The sequence below is a fragment of the Gottfriedia sp. S16(2024) genome (assembly GCF_050473765.1).
Classification (GTDB): domain Bacteria; phylum Bacillota; class Bacilli; order Bacillales; family Bacillaceae_G; genus Gottfriedia.
In genome coordinates this window covers 111,526-135,806 of sequence record NZ_JBFLUO010000001.1, presented here as the reverse complement: position 1 = coordinate 135,806, position 24,281 = coordinate 111,526, and the positions used below count along the sequence as shown (strand labels likewise).

Genomic DNA, 24,281 nt, shown 5'->3' with positions numbered 1-24,281 from the left:
CGGGGTATGCAACGTACATTAAGAGTTTTAGAGTACGATAAAATAAAAGAACAATTACTTAAACACGCTTCATCTTCACTAGGTAAGGAACGTATAAAAAACCTTTTACCAAGTACTAGTTATGATGAAGTTGTTGAACTACATGAATCAACTGACGAAGCTGTGAAAATTATTCGACTACGAGGAAATGTACCTCTTGGTGGTTTATCAGATATAAGAATGCAAGTAAAAAGGGCAGATATTGGTGGGATGCTATCTCCTTCTGAACTAATTGCGATTTCGGGTGTTACATATGCTGGACGTCAAATGATTCGATTTATTGAAGGTTTAATTGAGAGTGAAGTAGAAATTCCATACTTAGAATCATTAAGTGAGCAAATCATTCCTTTATTAGAATTAGATAAAAATATAAAGGCTGCTATTGGTGATAATGGAGAAGTTTTAGATGACGCTAGTGTGACACTTCGAACGATTCGCGGACAAGTTCGAACAGCTGAAGCTCGAATTCGTGAAAAATTAGAGAGTCTAACTAGAGGTACAAATGCACAAAAAATGTTATCAGATTCAATCGTAACGATTCGTAATGATCGTTTCGTTATTCCAGTAAAACAAGAATATCGACATGTTTATGGTGGTATTGTTCATGATCAATCTTCTTCTGGTCAAACATTATTTATTGAGCCACAAGCTGTTGTTACATTAAACAATAGTTTACAAGAAGCAAAAGTTAAAGAAGAACAAGAAATTGAGAAAATTTTAATGGCATTAACAGGCCAAGTAGCTGAGGCTTCAGCGGATTTATTGCAAAATGTTGAAATTTTAGCTGAAATGGATTTCTTATTTGCAAAAGCTAACTATTCGCACTCAATTAAGGCAAGTAAACCAATTTTAAATAACGATCGATATTTTAAATTAAAAAAAGCACGTCATCCACTAATTCCAAGGGATGTAGTAGTAGCTAATGATATTGAATTAGGTAAGGACTTTACTACGATTGTCATTACTGGTCCAAATACAGGTGGTAAGACGGTTACTTTAAAAACGATTGGTATTTGTGTTTTAATGGCACAATCTGGTCTACAAATTCCTGCACTAGACGGTTCAGAAATCTGTGTGTTTGAGCAAATATTCGCTGATATTGGTGATGAGCAATCAATCGAACAGAGCTTAAGTACATTCTCTTCTCATATGGTGAACATTGTAGATATTTTAAAACATGTTAATCATAGTAGTCTTGTATTATTTGATGAATTAGGAGCTGGAACTGACCCTCAGGAAGGTGCAGCTTTAGCAATCTCAATCTTAGATGAAGTAAGTGAATACGGTGCAAGAGTAGTAGCGACAACGCATTATCCTGAATTAAAAGCATATAGTTACAATCGAGAGCACGTTATGAATGCTAGTGTTGAATTTGATGTAGAAACATTAAGTCCGACTTATCGACTATTAATTGGTGTTCCAGGTAGAAGTAATGCATTTGAGATTTCTAGAAGACTAGGACTTTCAAATCGTGTAATTGAAAAAGCAAGAAATCATGTAAGTGAAGAAAGTAATGAAGTTGAAAATATGATTGCATCTTTAGAAACGAGTAGAAAAGGTGCAGAAACAGAATGGAAAGAAGCAGAAGATTTCCGTAAGGAATCAGAGCGTGTTTTCAAAGACTTACAAAAGCAAATGATGGAATTTTATGAGCACCGTGATGAATTATATCGTGGAGCACAAGAAGAAGCGAAAAAGCGTGTCAAGGTAGCGCAACAAGAGGCTGAGGAAATTATTAAAGAGTTGAGAGAGCTAAAAGCTGGCCAATTAGCTTCAATTAAAGATCATGAATTAATAGAGGCAAGAACACGTTTGGAAGGGGCAATTCCTTATGCTCCTAAGAAAACAATTCCTCAAGCTGCACCAAAGAAACAAAGAAAACTTCGTGAAGGTGACGAAGTAAAAGTAATTAGCTTTAACCAAAAAGGAACACTACTTGATAAAATTAGTGAAGGTGAATGGCAAGTTCAGCTCGGTATTATAAAGATGAAGGTTAAAGAAAAAGATATCGAATATGTAAGTTCACCTAAAGAAGTAAAAGAACGTACTGTTACAGCTGTAAAAGGTAAGGATTTTCATGTTAATCTTGAGCTGGATCTTAGAGGTGAAAGATATGAAGATGCGCTAATACGGGTTGAAAAATATATCGATGATGCATTATTAGCCGGTTATCCTCGAATTAATATCATTCATGGAAAAGGAACTGGCGCACTGAGACAAGGGGTACAGGAATACTTAAAAAAACACAGATCAGTTAAATCCTATCGATATGGAGCAGCCTCCGAGGGCGGAATAGGTGTTACTGTTGTCGATTTAAAATAAGGTAATAGGGGTTCTAAGATGGAAAAGTTGGCAAAAATCTTATTTGCGGTTTGTGCAGTATTTTTAATTTGGGGAATTTTGTATGTAACAGTTATTAAATAAAGTAATTGAGGCTAGCATCATTAATGTATTTCTATTAAATTATGTAGACGTTAAAATCTTACATAATAATGAACTTAGAAGACATAACCTGAGTTAGTCTCTTTTTTGTTAGAAAGGTGAATTGGCTTGAAGAAAATCATTTTAGCATTAGTCATCTTTGTTATTGTCTTTGTTGGTTTTAATGGTTTTCAACATAAACACCATAAGAAGATAAATGATGTAAGTAAAGATATTATTGTGCAAAGAGATGTACGTTACACAAATCCTGCCCAGGTTCCACAAACCTTTGATGTATACCGATCTAAAAATTCACATGGTCCATCACCAACGTTGATATTTGTTCATGGTGGTTCTTGGAGATATGGAAGTAAAGCGTTAAATAAGCGTTGGAGTACGGTCTTTAACGAAATTGTAAAAGATGGATATACAGCAATTAGTATAGACTATACACTTTATTCAAAAGAAAATTATTCATATAACTTTCCAGTTCGTGACGTGAAAACGGCAATCGACTTTATTTACAGAAATTCTACTGAGTTAGGAATTGATCGAAATCAAATCGGGATAGCTGGTGCTTCTGCCGGTGGACACTTAGCTTTATTAACTGGTCTGCAGCCAGATATACAAAACAAAATAAAATATATAATTGCTTGGTATCCAATATCAGACTTAACGACCATGAATCAATCCCCTTCTTCAAGGAGTTCAGAAATTGTAGATAAATATATGAATAGTACTGTAGATCAAATGACAGATGAGTATAATCGAATGAGTCCAATTCAATATGTAGAAACGACAAAAGTCCCAATCTTTATCGTACATGGAACTGGAGATAAGCTTGTTCCGTTCAGTCAATCTAAGCGTTTTGCTAAAAAAAATCCAAAAATGGTTACGTTGATTGCACTTAAAAATGGAAACCATGGATTTACAAATCTTTCGGTACAAAAATCTACCAATGATACGATAAACTATTTAAAGGCAAGATTAAAAAAGTAAGGAGTATCAATGAATCATATTAATAAAATTCAATTTCTAACAAAAGAGCATTGGAATCTATTGTTATTAGCTGATCCATCAAAAGAAATGGTAGATAAATATATTCAAAAGAGTAATATTTATGAAGTATTAGACCAAAAGTTACTCGTCGGTGTATTAGTATTAATGGAGAATTCAAGTGAAGAGATTGAAATTAAAAATATTGCAATTGATCCGGCCTTCCAAGGACAAGGAATTGGAAAAAATTTAATCCACTATGGAATTAATGAATCTAAAAAACTTGGTTACTCTAAAATTTCGATCTGCACAGGTAACTCAAGTACATATCAACTAGCATTATATAAAAATTGCGGATTTCAAATCAGTACTGTTTATCACAATTTCTTTATTGATCAATATGATGAAGAAATTTGGGAAAATGGCATACAGTGTAAGGATTTAATCAAGCTGGAACAATATTTATAAAAAAAGCTACCTATGAAGATTTAGGTAGCTTTTTGTTTATTCATTATACGGTTTGACATACATTACATAAGTATTACGGTCTTGATCAACTTCATTTGAAGTTTGCTCATAAATTTGATGATTTATAGTTAGATAAGTTGATTGGAGCCATGAAAGTAAATCCAATTCATCTCCGCTCTCATAGAAATGAATTTCATCAAAAGAATCGACATCTCTAATTTCAATGCCTAACGGTCTGTTTAAATGGTAAAAAGGAGTATTTTCCATATCTGATTCAATAACCTCAATTACATATCGATCTTCTTCGATATAAGAGCCTCTATTCTCGTAAACGAAACCATTTAAAATAAAGTAATCGCAATATCTTCTTGTAAAGATTTGGACCTTTGATAAAAATGGAAAATGGTAAATAGGTCGTGTAGATTCTCCATCAAGTAATCGATATTCAAGAACAAAGATGTTGTCTGTATTAAACATTGTTCAAACTCCTTTTAATAATTGTATATACATTAGTATATAACACAGTTTAGGATAGAAATGTATGTATTTATATATTGAATTAGGAGAATACAATGTCAAAAACATCAAAATTAATGAAAAAAGTGAGTATTGCCTTAACAAGTGGTATTGTAATAAGTTCATTAACCGGGTGTGGATCTGAACCAGAGTTTATTGAGACAACTGATAATTCTCAAGATTATTATGAATCAAGTCAACCGGTCAATGAAAATACAAAGCAAGTAAATGAGGTTGATGAGGGGACGACGACTGAAGATCGTTCAGATGAGACTGATTACACTGATCCTATTTACGAACAAACTGATAGTGACGAAACAGAGTTTGCTTATACAGATACCGAAATGCCTGATGACGAAAATTGTAGTGATTGGGAATTTGACTATGAAGATAATATTTGGATTTGTGATGATAGTTCAAGCTCATATTACCGAAATTTCTTCTTTTTAGGCTCATTCTTTGCAACAAAAAATATGTTATATAGCAACAATGATTTTAATCAATATAAATCCTCGGGCATTATTAACGGAACAAACTCCTCGGTTAAAAAAAGTGGTTTTGGTAGTGGCGTTTCTGGGGGATTTGGAGGTTAATTTAAAAGATAACAAGAGTAAGAGGGATAGCTAAAGCTAATTTCTATATACTTTAAGAGAAGGATTAGTTTAGAATAGAATAATTCAATACTCGAAAGGAGATCCCAATGTCAAAAACATCAATATTAATGAAAAAAGTTAGTATCGCATTAACGAGTGGATTAGCAGTAAGTGCATTAGCTGGCTGTGGTTCTCAAAATGCTGACAGACCAGAAAAACCGAAAAATGACGATTGTCGTGATTGGGAGTTTGATGATGACGAAGGTGTTTGGGTTTGTGATGACAGTACTAGTCATTACTACCATAGTTATTATCATGGCGGAATATTTTATCCAACAATAAGGGCACTTCATGGGAGTAGTTCTTATAAGAGCTATAAATCTTCTAGTAAATATGCAGGGCATACCTCGTCTTCAAGTAAAAGTGGTTTTGGAAAAGGTTCATCTGGAGGATTTGGTGGTTAATAATGGATAATGTGAATTTACAGAATCATAGACGAAAACGTAAAGAAGTATATCAAAAACTTCCAGATTTTTGGGCGGATTTACAAGATTCATATTATGCTTTATTAGATTATTATCCATTGACTGAAAGTGAAGTTGATGAAATTCATTCAATAACGGAACAAATTGGGAAAATCTATGATAAGACAGCTCGGTTAATGAGACAGTTACCAGATGATATTTTTTATATGCTCGGTTATTCAAAAGAAATCGTACCATTTTTACGTCATAAAACGATTGAAAGTGAAGGAATCATCAGAAGAATTGATCTCGTTCGTACAGTAGATGGTTGGAAACATTATGAATGCAATAGTGACACTCCAACTTTTATTATGGAGACCCATCATATCAATGGCTATATTACAGATTATTTTAACTTGAAAAATCCAAATGCTGATAGTGAAATGAAACTTTCTAACGTCATAAATCATATTGTCAATAAAAGTATAAAAGGGCTAGATGAACCAATTATTGTTTTTACAGCTCATGGTGATCATGAAGAAGATTGGAAGACAGTTAAATATATCCAATCCCTATACGATGGTAAGAGCCAATTAATATCACTAGAAGATTTACAGATTATTGAAAACGATGGACTTTATACACTTAAAGGGGAAAGAATACACATTCTTTACCGACAAACCTATCCAATTGAACACCTAGAGCATGATCAATCTTCAGATGGAACAAAAATTGGTCTGGCACTATTAGAACTTGTAAAGAACGGTAAATTGATTATTTTCAATCCATTATCTTCATTCTTACTACAGTCTAAAGCAGTTCAAGCATTAATTTGGAATTTACATATAGAGCAATCAGATGTTTATACTGACGAAGAACATGATGTCATTAGAAAACATTTTCTACCAACATTTTTAGAGCCAGAATTCTTTATTGAGCACAACCTTCCGTATGTTGAGAAACCTGCTTTTGGTCGTGAAGGAGATTCAATTAAGATTATTAACGGGGAAAACCGTCAACAAAGCAAACAAAATAACTATCATGATCAAGTTATGGTATTTCAACAATATTCACCTTTACCTATGAGCAAGGTTATGACTCCTGATGGAATGTTAGATTTACATGTATTAATAGGTAGTTTTTTGATTCGAGAAGATTACGGCGCAATTGGTGTACGTGCCGGGAATATTATTACAGGAAACGAAAGTTGTTTTTTACCAGTAGGGATCGTTGAAGAGAAAAATTAATTAGTGAGGGGATGAGAAGATAAATGGATAGTATTGTTAGTACTTTGATGTATTTAGGATCGGGACTTATTCTTTTATTTATTGGATTTTTAGCTTTTACTTTTACCACTAAGATGAGTGAACAAAAATTAATTTTAGAGGATGGTAATATTGCCGTAGCACTGAAATTAGCAGGAAAATTAGTAGGGTTAGCAATTGTTATTATGTCAGCAGCAAAGTATTCGGTTAACTATGGTGACTTCATTATTTGGAGCTTAGTTGGTATTATAGCTCAAATGGTTACTTATTGGATTGCAGAATTTGTATTATTTCCAAAAATATCGTTTGCTAAGAAGGTTGAAGAAGGAAATATTGCCGTAGCTACTTTATTGTTTACTTTAAGTGTAACAGTTGGGTTATTAATTTCAGGTAGTATTTCATATTAATCAGACTGCCCGCCAGTCGCTCGCTTTCTTCGTTGCTTCTCCTGCCTGCGCGGTGCTCATTACCTTCTAGGGTAACTCCGCTCCTCGAAAGACAAGCGCTTGCAATCAGTCTGAAAATCCGGTTTTTAGAACTTTGTTAACACACTGAAATGAGAATGCTAGAGTGGCATTCTCATTTTTTCCTTTCTGTCTTAAGTATAACTATTTACTATTTTTACCTTTTATTAAAATTCTTTTAAATGTATGCTTAATGTATAGGAATTACATTTAAGTATACTTTTACTTAAACTTCAAAAAGGGGGAAGAGCGTTGACTTTAGAAATAAAACAGCTTTCTAAAAATTTTGGAGATACTATTGCAGTTAACGAATTGTCATTAACCTTGCCTACAGGAAGAGTACTAGGTTTACTAGGTAGAAATGGAGCAGGAAAAACGACCACCATTAAAATGTTATTAGGTCTTCTTACACCTACAAAAGGCGAAATAACTTGGAAAGGGAGCCCATTTAAACCCGATCAAGTTAAGGTAGGCTATTTGCCAGAAGAAAGAGGATTATTTACCAAAAGCAAGGTTGTTGATCAACTTAAATATTTTGGAAAGTTAGAAGGTATGTCTAATAAAGAGGTTGATGTAGCAATAACATATTGGTTAGACCGTCTTGAAATACCACATTATCGAAATAAAAAGGCAGGGGAGCTTTCAAAAGGTAACCAACAAAAAATTCAACTAATTGTAACTTTATTACATAACCCTGAGTTGATTATTTTAGATGAGCCATTTAGTGGACTAGATCCAGTTAATGCAGAGTTAATGGCTTCAATTATTACCGAACAAATCCAGAAAGGGAAAACGGTAATTTTATCAAGCCACCGTATGGATCAAGTGGAGGCTTTTTGCGAGCATGTTTGTATACTTAAGAACGGTAATGTAGTAGCGGAAGGTAGTTTAAGTGGATTAAAAGAAGACTATGGGTATAGAAATTTAATTTTAGAAGATATAGAATCAATTAAACAAATACTAGATTCCAATAATGTAAGTTATGAACAAAAGCAATTAGGAATTTACGTAAAGGTAAAAAGTGATGAGGAAGCTTTTACGATATTAAATCATATTAAGTCAGACTTGGGTTCTATTAGGAAGTTTCAATTATTAGAGCCTACACTAAATGATATCTTTATAGAGAGGGCGAAATAAATGAAGAAGTTTAGTACTGTCTTTTTATTTCATTTACGTGAAGGTCTTTTGGCAAGAGCAACGTTGATTATGAGTGTTATTTTATTTGTATTAGTCGTTGGAATATTTGGCGTACAAAAATATTTTGCTGGTACAGAAAAGAGCAATAAGGATAAAGATAAAATTGTTTTGATAAATAATTCGAAAAACTATTCGGTAGATATTGCTAGTTTAAATAAAACGATTAAATCCGCAAAGATCGAGCAAAGCGATGCATCGAAAGAAAAAGATTTAAAAAAACAAGTTGAAGATGGATCAAAAGATGGACTGATTATTCTTTCCGAAAAGAACAATGTCCCGTCAATTCAATATACGTATAAAAAGTTTTCAAATAGTGAAATGCTTTCGGTCGTAAATATGACATTGCAGCAAAATTACTTAAATAAAACTGCCCAAGATTTAAATCTATCGCCTGAATCTGCAACAAAGTTATTGCAAAAAGTAGAAGTAAATGAAATTGTTCTAAAAAATCCTATGGCTACATTCGGAATTGCTTACTTTTTTGGTTTCTTACTGTATATGTTTCTATTAATTTATGGAAACTCAATTGCAACAGGAATAGTTGCTGAAAAGTCTTCTAGGGTTATGGAAGTATTACTACCAAAAGTTAGTCCGATCGTGACTCTTTATGGAAGAGTCATTGCGGTATTTTTTGTAGCTTGTGCACAATTAGTTGTATTAGGATTAGGATTTCTTTTTGCCAATTTATTAGGCTGGGTTAATACAAGTGCGATATCTTTTTTTGGAATGAAAATAGATTTAGAGGCATTAGATACGACAACAATCATTGCATTTGTAGTTTATTTCTTACTAGGTTATTTGCTTTATGGATTACTTTACGCTGCAATTGGATCAGTCGTTTCAAGAACAGAAGAGCTTCAAATGGTTCTGATGCCAATTACTTTTTTAGTCGTAGCGGCATTCTTTATTAGTATTAATGCATTAGTAAATCCAGGTGGTACATTTGTCCAAATTAGCTCATATATTCCATTCTTTGCTCCGCTTGTAGCATTTTCTAGATTTGTAAGTGGAGAAATGAATTTTATAGAAATTAGCACTAGTATATTAATTTTAATCGTTTCAATTTGGATTTTAACTCGTGTTGCTAGCCGTATTTATGTTAATGGGGTAATGTATTACAGTGATAAGGTAAAGTGGAAAGATGTAGCTAGATTATTAAAAAGACAATAAAAAAATAGATCTCATAGGTCAAATTGCTGACTTTTGAGATCTATTTTTTAGCTGTTTTTATTGTCTAAGTTTCAGTTTTATGATCATTGTCCTCTTGTTCAATTCTACATTTAACATCCTGCTGTAGAACCTCTAACTCTCCAATTACAATCTCCGAAACTCGTTTATATCCTCTTGTTTTATTTGGATGCATACTATCAATTAAATAATATTCACCGTTCATTCTATTCCACCCAACATTAGAGTATAGGTCGATGCATGGCAATGAGTAAAATGCAGCTACATCTTTTACAGCACTAGCATAATCAGATGTTAAATAACCGACTTTATTTTTATCTTCATATTTTCCGTTGTGATATCTAGGTACAGGCGTCATAAGAATAATCCTGCAATTTGGTAACCTTGTTTGTATTTTTTCAATCATTGAACATAAAGCACCGATAAAAGTAGATTCGTCTAAATTGGGTCGTTCATTTGTTGGGAACCCTTTTCCTAAAGGAAGACCTCTACCAAAGTCATTTGTTCCACCCATTATTGTTAAAAGCTGAGTATCAAGTGGAATCGTAGCATTGATCCTTTGACTGTTACACATACTTGATAAAATTTCAGTCGTTCCATTTGGCTGTGGTTGAGGTGGTTGACCTTTGTAATTTCCATTTTTATCAATCCAGGCAATCGACCCATTTTCAGTTATAGTTGTTCCGCCAATCCCTCTATTTACATGAGTCAAGCCTAACCTTTCTGCTACAGCCGGCTGCCATCCGTTAGACGAAGTGATACTATCTCCGTAACTAATCCATTTTTTTGATTTGTAACCGGTTATTTTTTTTCCTTTTTCCATAGTTTTATTTATTAAAAATGAATTAAAAATACGTTTTACATACGATGTTAATCTAACCATAGAAATCACCCCTTTTACATATTTACTTCATAAACATGTAAAGCGTTTTTCTAAAAATGATATTCCAATGACAGTACAGGATTTTGTAGTATGTAACATTTTATATGTGAAAATTATGACATATTACATATATTCAAATAAAAATCAACTTAACAAAACTTTAAATCAAAACTGTTTATTAAAAGAAATTTGCACTTCGATAGTTAGTAAAACAACAAAAAAGCCTGTATCTTATAATTCTAGTCTAAGATACAGGCTATACTTTTCGGTGACTAATGGTGCTTATAAATATTTTTATCGGAGCTTTTTTTCATGAAGATCCCTATAATTAGCTGAATGAGACCAATAAGAAATATGATTGGATACAATACCCACATCAACATCCCTGCCCAGCCATCTCCTTTGATAATAGCATACGTAATTCCAATGGCAAATGACAAAAATGGACCAATGGCTACCATATTCGTGATACCCCATATGATATATTTTCGTTTTCTAGATTGCCCTATAGTAAAAACGAAAGCAAGAGATGCTCCAAAAAAGGCGATTAAAATAGCTATAAAAATTGCCAAATCAAGTCACTCCTCACTAAGGTAAAGCAATAAATTTTAATGCAGTTTTAGAATGCTAGTGAAAGTCTAGTTAGTTGACTGATCTTGCGGAATTTTATCAATTAAATTAGTGTATGAATCTTGAATTCTCTTTGTTATTTCTCCACGCTTTCCTAAACCAATAGTGTAGGACTTTTCACCAATTAGAACCGAAGTAACAGGTAGTATGTCAGAAACTGATGCTGTTGTAAAAGCTTCATCTGCATTTAAAAGCTCATCAATTGAGAATGGAATCTCTTTTACTTCGAGTCTTTCTTTTTTGGCAATTTCAAGTACTACTTTTCGGGTAATACCATTTAGAATTAAGTGATTCGCAGGATGAGTGAATAGAGTAGAGTTTTTTACGATAAAGACGTTTGTCGCTGATCCTTCTGTAATGATTCCATCTCTATGCAAAATAGCTTCTTTCGCTCCTTTAGCGTAAGCCTCATTTTTTACTAAAACACTTCCTAATAAGTTTAAACTTTTTATATCACAGCGGAGCCATCGAATATCATTTGTTACATAAGCAGTTATTCCTTTTTCCATTAGCTGTAATGGTCTATGATCTTCTCTTACTGTGTAAGCAATCAGTTGTGGCTTTAAATTAGCTTCGTCTTGATAAATATGATTGCGATTCATTACACCTCTACTAATTTGGATATAAACATATCCATTATCATAATCGCAAGTATTCATTAAATAAACTAAATCACTTTCAAGTTTTTTGAGGTGCATTTTAAAAGGTATTAATATTTTTTCACAGCTTTCCTTCAATCGAATTAAATGTGCATCGAGTTCAAAGTACGACTTATTGAAAAAGCGAATAACTTCATAAACGCCATCTCCAAATTGATAACCCCGATCTAAAATATTTACATTTGCAGATTTTAAATCGACAATACGGTTGTTTAAAAGAACCTTTGTTTTCATATCATCCCCACTCCCTGTTATCATTTAAGTCTGTTTGACATAAGCCTTGAAATAGTCTGGACTTTAAATTTATGACCTTTGTAATCACTGTTAATTATGATACATTCAATATATCACAAGTTTATTAAATATTTTGTAAAAAGGAGAGAGACAATGAAATTATTAATTTTAGGTGCTAGCGGACTAGTTGGAAAGGCTTTAATAAAAGAATTTTCTCCTGATTATGACGTTTATGGAACGTTTAATCAAACAAAATTAGATTTGAAAAATGATCATCAATTACAATGGGATATTAATAACTCAGAGGAAATTTTGACCTGGATTGATCGTATTTGCCCAGATATAATTGTTTCTTGTTTACGTGGCGATTTTACTGTTCAATTCGAGGCGCATTCTAGAATAGTAGAAAAAATAAAATCAACTTCAACGAAATTTTTATTTTGTTCTACAACAAATGTTTTTGATGGAGAAGTTTCAAAGCATCACGCTGAAAACGATCTTCCCGTTGCAGAATCAGATTATGGACAATTTAAAATAAAATGTGAAAAATTAATTAAGAATGAGCTTGGTGATAACGGGATCGTATTAAGGTTACCAATGGTTTGGGGTAAACAATCACCAAGATTAAATGAATTAAAAGATAAAATAGAAAAGGGTCAAGAAATTGACGCATATGACAATATTTTTTTAAATCATGCCATCGACACAGGTATTGCTAAGCAAGTAAGAAAAATTGTTGAAAATGATTTAAAAGGAATATTTCATCTTGCAACAACCGATATAGACTCACAATATTCATTTATATTAAAACTTATAAAAAGGTTATCAAATGAGGGGAAAGTCAAATCTCTCTCTTTAGAAAACTTTGATGAATACAATTTTGGATTATTGACTAATCGCAGCGATTTGCCACTTAATTTTTACTACGATAGCGATGAAGTAATTGATCAATTACTTCATTAATTCCCAAAACAAATTTGAAAACCACTAGTGATTAAATATTCTTAATATTTTGATTGTATAGCTGAAATTTGTAACATATACTAATTTTAGTATGAACATACTTTTAAAATACTGGTGGTGAATGGTATGGAGGAACCAAGAGTAAAGCCTTGGGTGAGTCAGTATCCAGAGCAAATACCAGCTACATTAGAAGAAGATTTTGATTTATTACCAACATATTTAAAGCAAACAGCTTCAAAATATCCAGCTAAGAAAGCCCTTAATTTCCTTGGGAAATCGATGACCTTTAATGAAATTTATATTCAGTCATTAAGATTTGCAAATTTTTTAAGGAATGTGGGAATTAAAAAAGGCGATCGAGTAGCAATTATGCTTCCTAATTGCCCTCAAGCAGTGATTGCTTATTATGGGATTCTTTTTGCAGAAGCAATTATCGTCCAAACAAATCCTCTATATACTGAACGCGAGCTTGAATATCAAATGAATGATAGTGGTGCAACAGCTATTATTTGTTTAGATTTATTAATTAATAGAGTGCACAAAGTAAAAAAATCTACTAATCTACAACATATTTTTGTTACTGCGATTAAGGACTATTTACCATTTTTTAAAAGGCTGCTATATCCTTATTCAAAACAGCCAAAGGCACCTGCGATTCCTGAAGATCATTCGATTCATCAATTTAGTTTTATTATGCAAATATCTGCACCTATCGAACAGGATCTTTCAAGTAGCAGTGTAGAAGATGTAGCAATACTTCAATATACTGGAGGAACTACTGGATTTCCTAAAGGTGTAATGCTTACACATAAAAATTTAGCATCAAATACGTTAATGGCAGAAAAATGGTTATATAAAAGCAAGAAGGGCCAAGAAAAGATTTTGACTGTATTACCATTTTTTCATGTATATGGAATGACGACATGTATGAATTTATCAATCATGTGTGCGTATGAAATGATTATTGTTCCGAGATTTGATGCAACTCAAATGCTTAAGGCGATCAATAAATATCGACCTACATTATTTCCAGGTGCACCAACAATGTATATTGCATTATTAAATCATCCTGATTTAAAGAAGAACGATATCTCATGTATTCATGCTTGCCTAAGTGGTTCCGCAGCATTACCTGTTGAAGTTCAAGATCAATTTGAAAAGGTGACAGGTGGGAAATTAGTAGAGGGCTACGGTTTATCAGAAGCTTCTCCAGTTACACATAGTAATTTCCTATGGGATAAGCGAGTAACGGGAAGCATTGGTGTTCCTTGGCCAAGTACAGATGCTAAAATTGTATCTCTAGAAACTGATGAAGAGTTACCTTATCGTGAAATTGGTGAATTAATCGTTTCAGGACCGCAAGTAATGAAGGGGTATTGGAATCGTCCAGAGGAAACCGCAACGACGTTAAAAGATGGCTGGTTATATACAGGTGATTTAGGCTATATGGATGAAGAAGGCTTCTTTTATATCGTTGACCGTAAGAAAGATATGATTAATGCAGGAGGATTTAATGTTTACCCTAGAGACATTGAGGAAGTATTATATGAACACGAGGCTATTAAAGAAGCAGTTATAGTCGGTATTCCTGATGCTTATCGAGGAGAAACAGTTAAAGCTTACATTGTATTAAAAGAAGGAAAATCGGTAACTGAGGCTGAACTTGATGATTTTTGTAGAAAATATTTAGCAGCTTATAAAGTACCGAGATTTTATGAGTTTAGGAATGAATTGCCAAAAACAATGATCGGTAAAATATTAAGAAGAACATTACTTGAAGAAGAAAAACAAAAGGAAACGAAACCTGAGAATTCAGATGAAAATTTAATATAATAATATAGGGGGGATGATCATATAAGCATCCCTCTTTATTTTACGAACTGATATAAAAATACTATGTTAAAATAAATTTTAAGATTGATTAAAAAAGAAGTCTGATAAAATTTAAAGAAAGTACAAAGATTAAAAAGAAATTTAAAAGATTTTTTATAAAGAAACTTTATACATGAAAATATTACGGGACAATTGACAATTTTCTGATAAATTTGTATTATGAGAATATGAATGATTATTCATTCACTGTAAGAAGGGGTAAATAACAATGAAAAGAGATAAACCAAAATATAAACAAATAATTGATGCTGCAGTTGTTGTAATTGCTGAAAATGGTTACCATCAGGCGCAGGTTTCTAAGATTGCAAAACAGGCTGGTGTAGCTGACGGGACAATCTATTTGTATTTTAAAAATAAAGAATCCATCTTAATTTCACTGTTTGAAGAGAAGATGGGAAATTTTACTGAAAAAATTCGTGAAAAAATTGAAGGTAAACCGGACGCGATATCGAAATTATTAATGTTGGTAAAAACTCACTTTTATGAAATGTCTAAAGATTCGCATTTAGCAATCGTTATGCAATTGGAAGTAAGACAAACAAATATTGACCTTAGATTAAGAATAAATGAGGTACTGAAAGAGTATCTACATATCATTGATTCAATTTTAAATGAAGGGATCAATAGTGGTTTGTTCGACAAACAATTGGATATTCGTACAGCTAGACAAATGATCTTCGGCACGATTGATGAAGTGATGACCCATTGGGTAATGACAGGTCAAAAACAAGATTTAGAGTCAAAAGCCGATAAAGTTCACCAACTATTAATAAGAGGATGCGGGTACCAAAATTAACGTCCTAGTACATTTTGAAAAATAGGGAGGAATAGTTGTGAGTTTAATTCAATGTAAAATATCCGATGGTATAGCATTATTAACAATTCAAAATCCACCAGCAAATGCAATGTCTTCGGTTGTATTTGCTGATTTAGTTAAGCGTTTAGATGAATTAGAAAGTAACGATGATGTAAGCGTTTTAGTTGTTCATGGAGAAGGTAGATTTTTCTCTGCAGGTGCAGATATTAAAGAATTTACTTCTTTCAAAAATGCTGAAGATGCAGCAGCTGTTGCAAGAAGAGGTCAACTAGTATTTGATCGTGTTGAAAATTATTCTAAACCGATTATCGCAGCAATCCACGGTGCTGCATTAGGTGGCGGACTAGAATTTGCGATGAGCTGTCATATTCGAGTTGTTGCAGAAAACGCAAAACTTGGTTTACCTGAATTAAACTTAGGAATTATTCCTGGTTTTGCTGGAACACAACGATTACCACGTTATGTAGGTAAAGATAAGGCGTTAGTTATGCTTGCGACTTCTGAACCAATTTCTGGTGTTGAAGCTGGTAAAATTGGATTAGCTACAATTGTAGTGCCAGAAGAAACTTTATTAGATGAAGCAAATGCTTTAGCAGCTAAAATTGCTAATAAAAGTATGCAATCAATTCAATATATTCTACAACTACTATCTTCTACTAGAACTACTTCATATCATGAAGCGGTGGAAGAAGAGTCTAAATTATTTGGAGAAATTTTTACAACTGAAAATGCAAAAGAGGGTATTTCGGCATTTTTAGAAAAAAGAAAACCAGTGTTTAATAAATAAGTAGTTTAATATTTTAAAAAAATAGATGTAGTTACATTTCCTGGGAGGGTATAACAATGAACATTTATGTACTATTAAAAAGAACATTTGACACTGAAGAAAAAATTACAATTTCAAATGGTGTAATCCAAGAGGATGGCGCTGAATTTATTATAAATCCATACGATGAGTATGCAGTTGAAGAAGCGATTCAAATTCGTGACGCTCATGGTGGCGAAGTAACTGTCATAACAATTGGTAACGAAGATAGTGAAAAAGAACTTCGTACAGCATTAGCTATGGGTGCTGATAAAGCAGTATTAATTAACGTTGAAGATGACGTTACAAATGCTGACCAATATACAACTTCTAGACTGATTGCTAAATACTTAGAAGATAAAGATCCTTCAATTATTTTAGCAGGTAATGTTGCAATTGATGGTGGTACTGGTCAAGTAGGTCCTCGCGTTGCTGAATTATTAAATATTCCTTACGTGACAACAATTACTAAAATTGATATTAATGGTACGACAGCTACAATCGAACGTGATGTAGAGGGTGACACAGAAATCATCGAAACATCTTTACCATTATTAATCACTGCACAACAAGGCTTAAATGAACCAAGATATCCATCTTTACCTGGTATTATGAAAGCTAAGAAAAAGCCTTTAGATGAATTAGAATTAGATGATCTAGATTTAGAAGAAGATGAAGTTCAAGCAAAAACGAAAACAATTGAAATTTACCTACCTGCGAAGAAAGAAGCAGGCAAAGTTTTAGCTGGTGAATTAAAAGATCAAGTAAAAGAATTAGTTTCTCTACTACGTTCTGAAGCAAAAGTAATCTAATTTTATTGAATATTAGAACTTAAATAATAGATTAATATCGTAATAGAAAATTTTGGAGGGAAATAACATGTCACGTAAAGTATTAGTATTAGGCGAAGTTCGTGAAGGATCACTACGAAATGTTTCATTTGAGGCAGTAAGTACGGCTAAAACAGTTGCTGAGGGCGGAGAAGTAGTTGCTGTTTTAGTAGGTAAATCAGTTAGTGCATTAGCTACTGAAATGATTCAATACGGTGCAGACCGTGCAATCGTTGTTGAAGATGAAAAATTAGCATCATATACTTCTGATGGATATTCTCAAGCACTTTTAGCAGTTATTGACCAAGAAAAACCAGAAGGTCTAGTATTCGGTCATACAGCTTTAGGTAAGGATTTATCTCCGAAACTTGCTGCTCGTATGCAAAGTGGTCTTATTTCAGATGTTACAGCAATCGAAGTAGCTGGTGGTAATATCGTTTTCACTCGTCCGATTTACTCAGGTAAAGCATTCGAGAAAAAAGTTATGGTTGATCCATTTATTTTTGCGACAATCCGTCCAAATAACATTTCAGCATTAGAAAAAGATGCTACTCGCACTGGTGATGTGGCAACTGTTTCAGTTGAAATTAAAGACTTACGTTCAATCGTAAAAGATGTTGTGCGTAAAGCGAGTGAAGGTGTAGACCTTTCAGAAGCGAAAGTGGTCGTTGCTGGTGGCCGTGGAGTTAAGAGTGAAGAAGGCTTTAATCCATTAAAAGAATTAGCTACAGTATTAGGTGCTGCTGTAGGTGCATCTCGTGGTGCGTGTGATGCTAACTATTGTGACTACTCTTTACAAATTGGTCAAACTGGTAAAGTTGTAACGCCTGATTTATATATTGCATGTGGTATTTCAGGAGCTATTCAACATTTAGCTGGTATGTCAAACTCTAAAGTAATCGTTGCAATTAACAAAGATCCAGAAGCTAATATCTTCAAAGTAGCTGACTATGGAATCGTTGGTGACTTATTCGAAGTATTACCTTTATTAACAGAAGAATTTAAAGCTGTATTAGTTAACTCTTAATATAGAAGTTATAAATGATGCCCACAAGGTTAGTATCTTGTGGGTTTTTTATGTTTTTTCAAGTGGTCGTCATATAAAAAAGAGGGTTCAAAAGTACTTTAACTTTTGATACACCTCCTTTATAGTTCTTCTATTCGTTTACAAGCCATTGTCATTACATCCTAACAATGACTGATCCACCGCCACTTGTTACAACTTGATTTTGCTTTTGTTCAAGTTGTCTAAGTAATTCATTATTTGCTTCGATTGCTTTTACAAGGTTCGTAATTTGATTTTCAAGATTCATGAACATTTGCATAATTGATTGATGATCAGTTTGCACATGACCTTGAATACCGTTTCTCATAGGAAGATGGGGATGATGCGGATGTGAATTCCAAAAAGGATGATGCATACTTTTACCTCCAATTTCTAGACCAATGTACTATATAGTACGTCTATATTATTGTAAGAGTTCGCCTATTTTAGTTGGTTCAGTAATTATTGCTACTTATATCTATATGAGAAGATTATAGTCAAATTTAATTTCGTTTTTATAAACTTTAGTGAAGAAATATTAGAGCATATATATAAGAAAGAAGGAGTTTTGTTTTTTACCTTAGGTGTTCGGATGTATGGGGACGTTGAACATGAACTAATAGGTAGATTCAAGGGAAAGGAACAAATCCTTTTAGAACAAAACAAAAAAAGTAATCCCTCTTAAGGATTACTAAAAATTTATGATATAGCTTTGCCTAGTTTATTTTTTTCGGATAATAAATCGTGGCGTTTTTCAATTTTTCTTTCAATTTTTTCAATTTCTTCTTTGTTTCGTAATAAAGATTGTTTATTCTCATTAACTAATTGATTAAACGATTTACGTAAAGGTTTTCTCATAACTGCCACTCCATTCGTGATAAATTTTTTGAATATTATTATTATATTCAATAATATATTAACATAAAAAAAATACAATAATCGGCTGAAATTTTACAAAATTGTGACAAAAGCGGTGGATGTGTCATTACTCATGAACTTGATGTTTTCATGGAGCAACAATCACTAATTTAACATTTAAATATGAAAATCTGATGAAAAAACTTTTTCATAAACTTCTACTTCAATTCCATCTGCATTCGTTTTATTTTCAACATATTTAAATCCGTGAGTTTTCCAAAAAGATTTTGCTTGTTGGTTATTAATTAACACGCCTAATCTTAACCGATGAATATTTCTTTTTATAAGTATCTCTTCAAATAAAATAAATGCGTTTGTTCCAAATCCAAATCCATGGTAATCATTATGGATCATTAAAAGACCTAGCCAAGGAAAACCATCTTTAGGATTTAGTGCTAAAAAATCAATTAATCCTATATAAGTATCATCTAATTTAATAAAATAAGTTTCTGTTTGGTGTGAAGAAGAATAATATTCCTTCATTAGTTCTTCTTTTGTTCGCGTTAAACGACCATTCTCCATTAAATTGTAATTTTGATTCGAATTTGTAATTTCTTCAATTACTTCTATTAAGTCAGTTGTAATTCTTTCAAATGTTATCACTTTTTTAGTCCTTTCATTGGTATATCAACTATTTGTTTGGAAATAGTAAGTTTGAGCAAATAAATAGAAAATGCTAATTCTCATATGGTATACTTTCTTTAAAATTATAACAAATTATGTCAAACTACATATTTTACTTATGTAGCTTGCGCAGGTAGGAGGAAAAATAAATGGCAATTGTTAATGCAACAAACGCAACGTTCGCAGAAGAAACAAAAGAAGGTGTAGTATTAGTTGATTTTTGGGCAACTTGGTGTGGTCCTTGTAAAATGATTGCTCCTGTATTAGAAGAATTAGCTTCTGAATATGGAGAAAAAGTTAAAATTGTTAAAGTTGATGTTGATGAAAACCAAGAAACAGCAGCTAAATTTGAAGTTATGAGCATTCCATCATTATTCGTTCTTAAAGACGGAGAAGTAGTTGAAAAAACTTTAGGTTTCAAACCTAAAGAAGCTTTAGAAGAATTAATTACTCCACATATTGGTTAATTATAATTTGTAAGAAATGCACTCATAATATGAGTGCATTTCTTTTTTTTTGCATTTTTAACTAAAAAAGTCTTGGCTGAAACAATCTATTTAAAACCTATTCCTTAAGCCAATGTAAATGTTTTCATTATAATTAGCAATTTTCTCAATTAGAGTAATGTTAAAAATTTCTAATGTAAATTAGATTGACTATTTTTCTGTCACGTTTTATATTTAATAAGCATTAATATTTAACATACATTAAATATTTATTTGGATTAATTGTTAAAGGAGGTTAACTTTCTTGGGAAACAAAAATGAGTACATTGAACGGATTCAAATCGCACTTCAAAGTGCTATTCATAAAATGCAACCAAAAGTGACAGAAAGCATGAATAGTCATGGTGTAACGGCCACTCAATTTTTTGTTTTGATGTACTTACGAAAAAAAGAAAGCTGTAAAATATCTGAAATAGCAGAGATGATGGGTGTAAAACCAAGTGCGGTATCATTTATGATTGATCGACTTGAACATAATGACTTTGTATATAGAGAACATGATAAAAAGGACCGAAGAGTTGTAAATATTATGTTAACTGAGGAAGGTATAAAAAAATTAGAATCAGTGATAAAAGATCGAAAAGAAATTTTTGAAAGTTTCTTGTTTAACCTTTCTGACGAAGAGTTATTACAATTTGCAAAGATTACTGAAAAGCTTGCAAATGCTGCAGCAGATTTATAGAAATTTTTACAAGATACTTTTTGGTATTAGTAATTATAAAAAGAAAAAAGATATGGGAGAGAAGGGAGAAATATATTTTGACTACAAATACAAATACAGTTGTACAAAAAGATAGCAATCGTAAACTATTGCTAATTGGTCTAATTATTGCAATGTTTTTCTCGGCATTAGATGGCACGATCGTTGGTACTGCAATGCCTAAAATCGTTGGGGACCTTGGTGGTTTAAGTATGATGACTTGGCTTACAACAGCATACTTATTAACTTCAACTACTGTAGTGCCAATCGCAGGTAAATTAGCAGACTTATTAGGTCGTAGAAGTGTTTATATAGCTGGTTTAGTTATATTTATGGCAGCATCAGCATTATGTGGTATTGCCCATAACATGACTGAATTAATTATTTACCGTGGTATTCAAGGTATCGGTGGCGGTGTAATGATGCCGATGGCGATGATAGTAATTGGGGATTTATTTACAGGTAAAGAACGTGCGAAATTCCAAGGGGTTTTCGGTGGTATTTACGGTTTAGCTTCAGTAATCGGTCCACAAATCGGTGGGTGGATTGTTGACTCATTAAACTGGAAATGGGTATTCTACATTAACCTTCCAGTAGGTATTATCGCAACAATTTTTATTGCATTAGGTTTAAAAGGAAGAAAAAATACAGGACCAATCAATTTCGATATCGCTGGTATGGTGACTATGATTGTCGGTGTTGTAAGCTTACTCCTTGCTCTAAGTTTAGGTGGAGTTAAATATGATTGGAATTCTTGGCAAATCATTGGTTTATTTGTATTAGCAGTAGTTGGAATCATTAGCTTCGTTATAGTTGAAAATAAAGCTAAAGAGCCAATTCTACCAATGCATTTATTCAAAAATAGAACTTTCGTAACATTAAACTTAATTGGTTTCTTTATGACAATAGCGATGTTTGGTGCAATTATGTTCGTACCATTCTTCATGCAAGGTATTGTTGGAGTAAGTGCAACACAATCGGGGACAATTATGACTCCAATGATGGTCACAATGATTATTGCAAGTATTATTGGTGGTCAGGTTGTATTTAAAGTCGGTATTAAACCACAAATTATTACGGGAATGTTCGTAATTGCATTAGGTTTATACTTATTAACAACTTTAGATATGAATTCAAGTAAAACAATTGCAACAATCTTTATGGGAGTTATGGGTCTAGGTATTGGTTTAGTAATGCCGACAATTACACTAGCTCTTCAAGAAGTATTCGATAAGAAGGAATTAGGGATTGTAACATCTTCTAGCCAATTCTTCCGTTCAATCGGTGGTACTTTTGGGGCAACTGTTTTAGGTGCTGTAATGAATAGTAAATCAGGAACACTTCTAAACCATGATTTAGTTCCATTTTTAAATAAATTACCAGCTCAAGCTGCACCATTAGTAGACAAATTTAAAGACATGATTAATACAACTCCTCAATCTGTATTTACAATGTTATTTAATGCTGATGCTAAGAAGCTAATTCCAAAGCCAATTTTAGACGGTATGTTACCGATCATTAAAACATCTTTAATGGATTCATTACACCAAGTATTCTTTGTTGGTTTAGGATTCATTATAATTGGTGCAGTCGTAACATTTTTCCTAACACCAATTAAATTAACAAATAAAAAAGCCGGAGATAAAGAAGGTAATGAGCAAGAACAAGTAGAAGTAGAAACTGCGACTTCTTAATTTCTGAAGCTACAATAAAAGTGAAAACCATCCAGAATTTGAAGTGCACCCCAAATGTTAGACACGACTAACATTTGGAGGTGCATTTTTTATGACTAAATTTACTACTGAACATAAATTAGCGGTAGTTATGCGTTATTTAGAAGGTAAGGAAAGTTTTCGTTCTATTGGTAAGTTATTTGGAACGTCCCATGCTGAAGTGAGAAACTGGGTAGCTCAATATAAGGAAAATGGGATTAATGGATTGCTTAAAAAGTCATATACAAGTTATTCGGTACAGTTTAAACTAAACGTATTAAAGTATATGAATGACCACGGGACGTCACCTAATGAAGCAGCTGTAATTTTCAGTATTCCTTCCCCTAGAACGATTCGAAAATGGAGGACTCAATTTGAAACACAAGGACAAGACGCCCTAGAATCAAAGAAAAAGGGGCGACTTTCCATGAAAAAAGAAACAAAGAAAACTACACCTGTTGTAGGATCAATTGAAGAACTTCAAGCTGAGATAGAACGTTTACGCATGGAAAATGCATATCTAAAAAAGTTGAATGCCTTAGTTCAAAACAAGGAAAAATCACGAAACAAGACAAAGTAAAAGTTGTCTATGAATTAAGGCATGAGTTTTCGTTAAAAGAACTTCTACTGCTAGCCAGTATTCCGCGTAGTACGTTTTATTATTGGATGAAAAATCTAGAACGTCCTGATCCAGACGCAGAGTTAAAAGTGCTGATAAAAGAAATTTATGAGGAACATGAATTTCGTTATGGCTATCGTAAAATTCGAGACGAGCTTACGAATCGTGGTTATAAAGTAAATCATAAAAAAGTTCAACGACTTATGAAAGAACTAGGGATAAAATCACTTGTGAAGGTAAAGAAATATCGCTCTTACAAAGGTGAAGTAGGTAAGATTGCACCCAATATTTTAAATAGAAATTTTCAAGCTGAAAAACCAAATGAGAAATGGGTTACAGATATAACTGAATTTAAATTATTTGGAGAAAAGCTATACTTTTCACCTATGTTGGACTTATATAATGGAGAAATAATTGCTTATACAATTGGTTCACGTCCAACTTATTCACTTGTATCAAATATGTTAGAACAATCTCTTGAACGTTTAACAGATTCCGATACACTACTAATTCATTCAGACCAAGGGTGGCACTATCAAATGAAAAAATATCGTAGTGCTCTTATTAAACGTGGAATCACTCAGAGTATGTCACGAAAAGGAAACTGTTACGATAACGCAGTAATTGAAAGTTTCTTTAGTATCATGAAATCTGAACTACTCTATCTTAAAGAATTTAACAGTGTCGAACACTTTAAACAAGAACTAGCTAAATATATAGATTACTACAATAACAAACGAATTAAGGCAAAATTAAAAGGCATGAGCCCAGTAAAATACCGAGTTCATGCCCAACAGGCTGCCTAATTGAAGTAACCAGTCTAACTTTATGG

The 24,281-nt window shown here is 32.7% G+C and carries 26 protein-coding genes; 19 read left to right on the top strand and 7 right to left on the bottom strand.

What is annotated here, in order from left to right; all coding sequences use genetic code 11:
• Positions 1-6 precede the first annotated feature (6 nt).
• From AB1282_RS00835 to AB1282_RS00825, 3 genes are all read left to right on the top strand, one after another.
• Positions 7-2,361 carry an endonuclease MutS2 gene (locus AB1282_RS00835; RefSeq protein ID WP_429898253.1) on the top strand — a complete coding sequence of 785 codons (2,355 nt, stop codon included), beginning with the start codon at positions 7-9 and terminating at the stop codon, positions 2,359-2,361.
• 228 nt (positions 2,362-2,589) lie between these two features.
• Positions 2,590-3,459 (top strand): alpha/beta hydrolase, encoded by an 870-nt coding sequence (locus AB1282_RS00830; RefSeq protein WP_056472344.1) that lies wholly within the window; start codon positions 2,590-2,592, stop codon positions 3,457-3,459.
• A 9-nt stretch (positions 3,460-3,468) separates the two neighbouring features.
• A complete protein-coding gene (locus AB1282_RS00825; protein WP_429898252.1) occupies positions 3,469-3,924 on the top strand; it encodes a GNAT family N-acetyltransferase in 456 nt (151 codons plus the stop codon).
• Positions 3,925-3,960: 36 nt separating this feature from the next.
• Here AB1282_RS00825 and AB1282_RS00820 read toward each other — a convergent pair whose 3' ends face one another.
• Positions 3,961-4,401, bottom strand: coding sequence for a hypothetical protein (locus tag AB1282_RS00820; RefSeq protein WP_056472349.1), 441 nt, complete (start codon positions 4,399-4,401; stop codon positions 3,961-3,963).
• Positions 4,402-4,496: 95 nt separating this feature from the next.
• Between AB1282_RS00820 and AB1282_RS00815 the strand changes: the two genes are divergently transcribed.
• From AB1282_RS00815 to AB1282_RS00790, 6 genes are all read left to right on the top strand, one after another.
• Positions 4,497-5,033, top strand: a complete 537-nt coding sequence (locus tag AB1282_RS00815) for a hypothetical protein (RefSeq protein WP_429898251.1) — start codon at positions 4,497-4,499, stop codon at positions 5,031-5,033.
• 107 nt (positions 5,034-5,140) lie between these two features.
• A complete protein-coding gene (locus AB1282_RS00810) occupies positions 5,141-5,497 on the top strand; it encodes a hypothetical protein (RefSeq protein ID WP_390309832.1) in 357 nt (118 codons plus the stop codon).
• 2 nt (positions 5,498-5,499) lie between these two features.
• On the top strand, positions 5,500-6,744 hold the full coding sequence (locus tag AB1282_RS00805; RefSeq protein ID WP_429898250.1) for a glutathionylspermidine synthase family protein: 1,245 nt from the start codon (positions 5,500-5,502) through the stop codon (positions 6,742-6,744).
• 23 nt (positions 6,745-6,767) lie between these two features.
• A complete protein-coding gene (locus AB1282_RS00800; RefSeq protein WP_082459504.1) occupies positions 6,768-7,169 on the top strand; it encodes a DUF350 domain-containing protein in 402 nt (133 codons plus the stop codon).
• A 309-nt stretch (positions 7,170-7,478) separates the two neighbouring features.
• The gene (locus AB1282_RS00795; protein WP_056472357.1) at positions 7,479-8,363 is read left to right on the top strand and encodes an ABC transporter ATP-binding protein; all 885 of its coding nucleotides are present in this window, start codon (positions 7,479-7,481) and stop codon (positions 8,361-8,363) included.
• Positions 8,364-9,593, top strand: coding sequence for an ABC transporter permease (locus AB1282_RS00790; protein ID WP_429898249.1), 1,230 nt, complete (start codon positions 8,364-8,366; stop codon positions 9,591-9,593). It abuts the gene before it with no gap.
• 64 nt (positions 9,594-9,657) lie between these two features.
• On the opposite strand, the gene AB1282_RS00785 is transcribed toward AB1282_RS00790, so the two are convergent.
• The 3 genes from AB1282_RS00785 to dat all read right to left on the bottom strand — a co-directional run bounded on the left by AB1282_RS00785 (position 9,658) and on the right by dat (position 12,017).
• On the bottom strand, positions 9,658-10,494 hold the full coding sequence (locus tag AB1282_RS00785) for an SGNH/GDSL hydrolase family protein (RefSeq protein ID WP_429898248.1): 837 nt from the start codon (positions 10,492-10,494) through the stop codon (positions 9,658-9,660).
• A 272-nt stretch (positions 10,495-10,766) separates the two neighbouring features.
• The gene (locus AB1282_RS00780) at positions 10,767-11,066 is read right to left on the bottom strand and encodes a hypothetical protein (RefSeq protein WP_056472363.1); all 300 of its coding nucleotides are present in this window, start codon (positions 11,064-11,066) and stop codon (positions 10,767-10,769) included.
• Positions 11,067-11,132: 66 nt separating this feature from the next.
• Positions 11,133-12,017, bottom strand: coding sequence for a D-amino-acid transaminase (gene dat / locus AB1282_RS00775; RefSeq protein ID WP_390309840.1), 885 nt, complete (start codon positions 12,015-12,017; stop codon positions 11,133-11,135).
• Positions 12,018-12,170: 153 nt separating this feature from the next.
• On the opposite strand from dat, the gene AB1282_RS00770 reads away from it, so the two are divergent.
• The 6 genes from AB1282_RS00770 to AB1282_RS00745 all read left to right on the top strand — a co-directional run bounded on the left by AB1282_RS00770 (position 12,171) and on the right by AB1282_RS00745 (position 18,352).
• Entirely contained in the window at positions 12,171-12,980 is an 810-nt protein-coding gene (locus tag AB1282_RS00770) for a sugar nucleotide-binding protein (RefSeq protein WP_429898247.1), read from the top strand.
• A 126-nt stretch (positions 12,981-13,106) separates the two neighbouring features.
• The gene (locus AB1282_RS00765) at positions 13,107-14,813 is read left to right on the top strand and encodes an AMP-binding protein (RefSeq protein ID WP_390309844.1); all 1,707 of its coding nucleotides are present in this window, start codon (positions 13,107-13,109) and stop codon (positions 14,811-14,813) included.
• Positions 14,814-15,081: 268 nt separating this feature from the next.
• Complete coding sequence (locus AB1282_RS00760) at positions 15,082-15,669, top strand: TetR/AcrR family transcriptional regulator (RefSeq protein ID WP_056472373.1); 588 nt, start codon at positions 15,082-15,084, stop codon at positions 15,667-15,669.
• A 37-nt stretch (positions 15,670-15,706) separates the two neighbouring features.
• Positions 15,707-16,477: an enoyl-CoA hydratase gene (locus tag AB1282_RS00755; protein WP_056472375.1), complete on the top strand. Its 771-nt coding sequence runs from the start codon at positions 15,707-15,709 to the stop codon at positions 16,475-16,477.
• 56 nt (positions 16,478-16,533) lie between these two features.
• Positions 16,534-17,307, top strand: coding sequence for an electron transfer flavoprotein subunit beta/FixA family protein (locus AB1282_RS00750; protein WP_056472378.1), 774 nt, complete (start codon positions 16,534-16,536; stop codon positions 17,305-17,307).
• Between the two features lie 67 nt (positions 17,308-17,374).
• On the top strand, positions 17,375-18,352 hold the full coding sequence (locus AB1282_RS00745; protein WP_056472382.1) for an electron transfer flavoprotein subunit alpha/FixB family protein: 978 nt from the start codon (positions 17,375-17,377) through the stop codon (positions 18,350-18,352).
• Between the two features lie 154 nt (positions 18,353-18,506).
• Here the strand turns inward: AB1282_RS00745 and AB1282_RS00740 are convergent, their stop codons facing one another.
• From AB1282_RS00740 to AB1282_RS00730, 3 genes are all read right to left on the bottom strand, one after another.
• Complete coding sequence (locus AB1282_RS00740) at positions 18,507-18,746, bottom strand: hypothetical protein (RefSeq protein WP_056472385.1); 240 nt, start codon at positions 18,744-18,746, stop codon at positions 18,507-18,509.
• A 323-nt stretch (positions 18,747-19,069) separates the two neighbouring features.
• Positions 19,070-19,228, bottom strand: coding sequence for an FbpB family small basic protein (locus tag AB1282_RS00735; RefSeq protein ID WP_082459507.1), 159 nt, complete (start codon positions 19,226-19,228; stop codon positions 19,070-19,072).
• 177 nt (positions 19,229-19,405) lie between these two features.
• Positions 19,406-19,891 (bottom strand): GNAT family N-acetyltransferase, encoded by a 486-nt coding sequence (locus AB1282_RS00730; protein ID WP_429898246.1) that lies wholly within the window; start codon positions 19,889-19,891, stop codon positions 19,406-19,408.
• 170 nt (positions 19,892-20,061) lie between these two features.
• Between AB1282_RS00730 and trxA the strand changes: the two genes are divergently transcribed.
• The 4 genes from trxA to AB1282_RS00710 all read left to right on the top strand — a co-directional run bounded on the left by trxA (position 20,062) and on the right by AB1282_RS00710 (position 24,255).
• Complete coding sequence (gene trxA / locus AB1282_RS00725) at positions 20,062-20,379, top strand: thioredoxin (RefSeq protein WP_056472391.1); 318 nt, start codon at positions 20,062-20,064, stop codon at positions 20,377-20,379.
• Positions 20,380-20,662: 283 nt separating this feature from the next.
• Positions 20,663-21,100, top strand: coding sequence for a MarR family winged helix-turn-helix transcriptional regulator (locus tag AB1282_RS00720; RefSeq protein ID WP_056472394.1), 438 nt, complete (start codon positions 20,663-20,665; stop codon positions 21,098-21,100).
• A 77-nt stretch (positions 21,101-21,177) separates the two neighbouring features.
• Entirely contained in the window at positions 21,178-22,812 is a 1,635-nt protein-coding gene (locus tag AB1282_RS00715; RefSeq protein ID WP_286131710.1) for an MDR family MFS transporter, read from the top strand.
• Positions 22,813-22,903: 91 nt separating this feature from the next.
• Positions 22,904-24,255 (top strand): IS3 family transposase gene (locus AB1282_RS00710; protein ID WP_429898245.1). Its coding sequence is split into 2 segments (ribosomal slippage): positions 22,904-23,351 and positions 23,351-24,255, totalling 1,353 coding nucleotides; the frame shifts between segments, so codons are not numbered across the junction.
• Positions 24,256-24,281 lie beyond the last annotated feature (26 nt).

Bases quoted from the DNA above. Each gene is read 5' to 3' on its own strand.
- AB1282_RS00835 (WP_429898253.1), top strand. From the start codon at position 7: ATGCAACGTACATTAAGAGTTTTAGAGTACGATAAAATAAAAGAACAA.
- AB1282_RS00825 (WP_429898252.1), top strand. From the start codon at position 3,469: ATGAATCATATTAATAAAATTCAATTTCTAACAAAAGAGCATTGGAAT.
- AB1282_RS00820 (WP_056472349.1), bottom strand. From the start codon at position 4,401: ATGTTTAATACAGACAACATCTTTGTTCTTGAATATCGATTACTTGAT.
- AB1282_RS00815 (WP_429898251.1), top strand. From the start codon at position 4,497: ATGTCAAAAACATCAAAATTAATGAAAAAAGTGAGTATTGCCTTAACA.
- AB1282_RS00810 (WP_390309832.1), top strand. From the start codon at position 5,141: ATGTCAAAAACATCAATATTAATGAAAAAAGTTAGTATCGCATTAACG.
- AB1282_RS00805 (WP_429898250.1), top strand. From the start codon at position 5,500: ATGGATAATGTGAATTTACAGAATCATAGACGAAAACGTAAAGAAGTA.
- AB1282_RS00800 (WP_082459504.1), top strand. From the start codon at position 6,768: ATGGATAGTATTGTTAGTACTTTGATGTATTTAGGATCGGGACTTATT.
- AB1282_RS00790 (WP_429898249.1), top strand. From the start codon at position 8,364: ATGAAGAAGTTTAGTACTGTCTTTTTATTTCATTTACGTGAAGGTCTT.
- AB1282_RS00785 (WP_429898248.1), bottom strand. From the start codon at position 10,494: ATGGTTAGATTAACATCGTATGTAAAACGTATTTTTAATTCATTTTTA.
- dat (WP_390309840.1), bottom strand. From the start codon at position 12,017: ATGAAAACAAAGGTTCTTTTAAACAACCGTATTGTCGATTTAAAATCT.
- AB1282_RS00770 (WP_429898247.1), top strand. From the start codon at position 12,171: ATGAAATTATTAATTTTAGGTGCTAGCGGACTAGTTGGAAAGGCTTTA.
- AB1282_RS00765 (WP_390309844.1), top strand. From the start codon at position 13,107: ATGGAGGAACCAAGAGTAAAGCCTTGGGTGAGTCAGTATCCAGAGCAA.
- AB1282_RS00760 (WP_056472373.1), top strand. From the start codon at position 15,082: ATGAAAAGAGATAAACCAAAATATAAACAAATAATTGATGCTGCAGTT.
- AB1282_RS00750 (WP_056472378.1), top strand. From the start codon at position 16,534: ATGAACATTTATGTACTATTAAAAAGAACATTTGACACTGAAGAAAAA.
- AB1282_RS00745 (WP_056472382.1), top strand. From the start codon at position 17,375: ATGTCACGTAAAGTATTAGTATTAGGCGAAGTTCGTGAAGGATCACTA.
- AB1282_RS00740 (WP_056472385.1), bottom strand. From the start codon at position 18,746: ATGCATCATCCTTTTTGGAATTCACATCCGCATCATCCCCATCTTCCT.
- AB1282_RS00735 (WP_082459507.1), bottom strand. From the start codon at position 19,228: ATGAGAAAACCTTTACGTAAATCGTTTAATCAATTAGTTAATGAGAAT.
- trxA (WP_056472391.1), top strand. From the start codon at position 20,062: ATGGCAATTGTTAATGCAACAAACGCAACGTTCGCAGAAGAAACAAAA.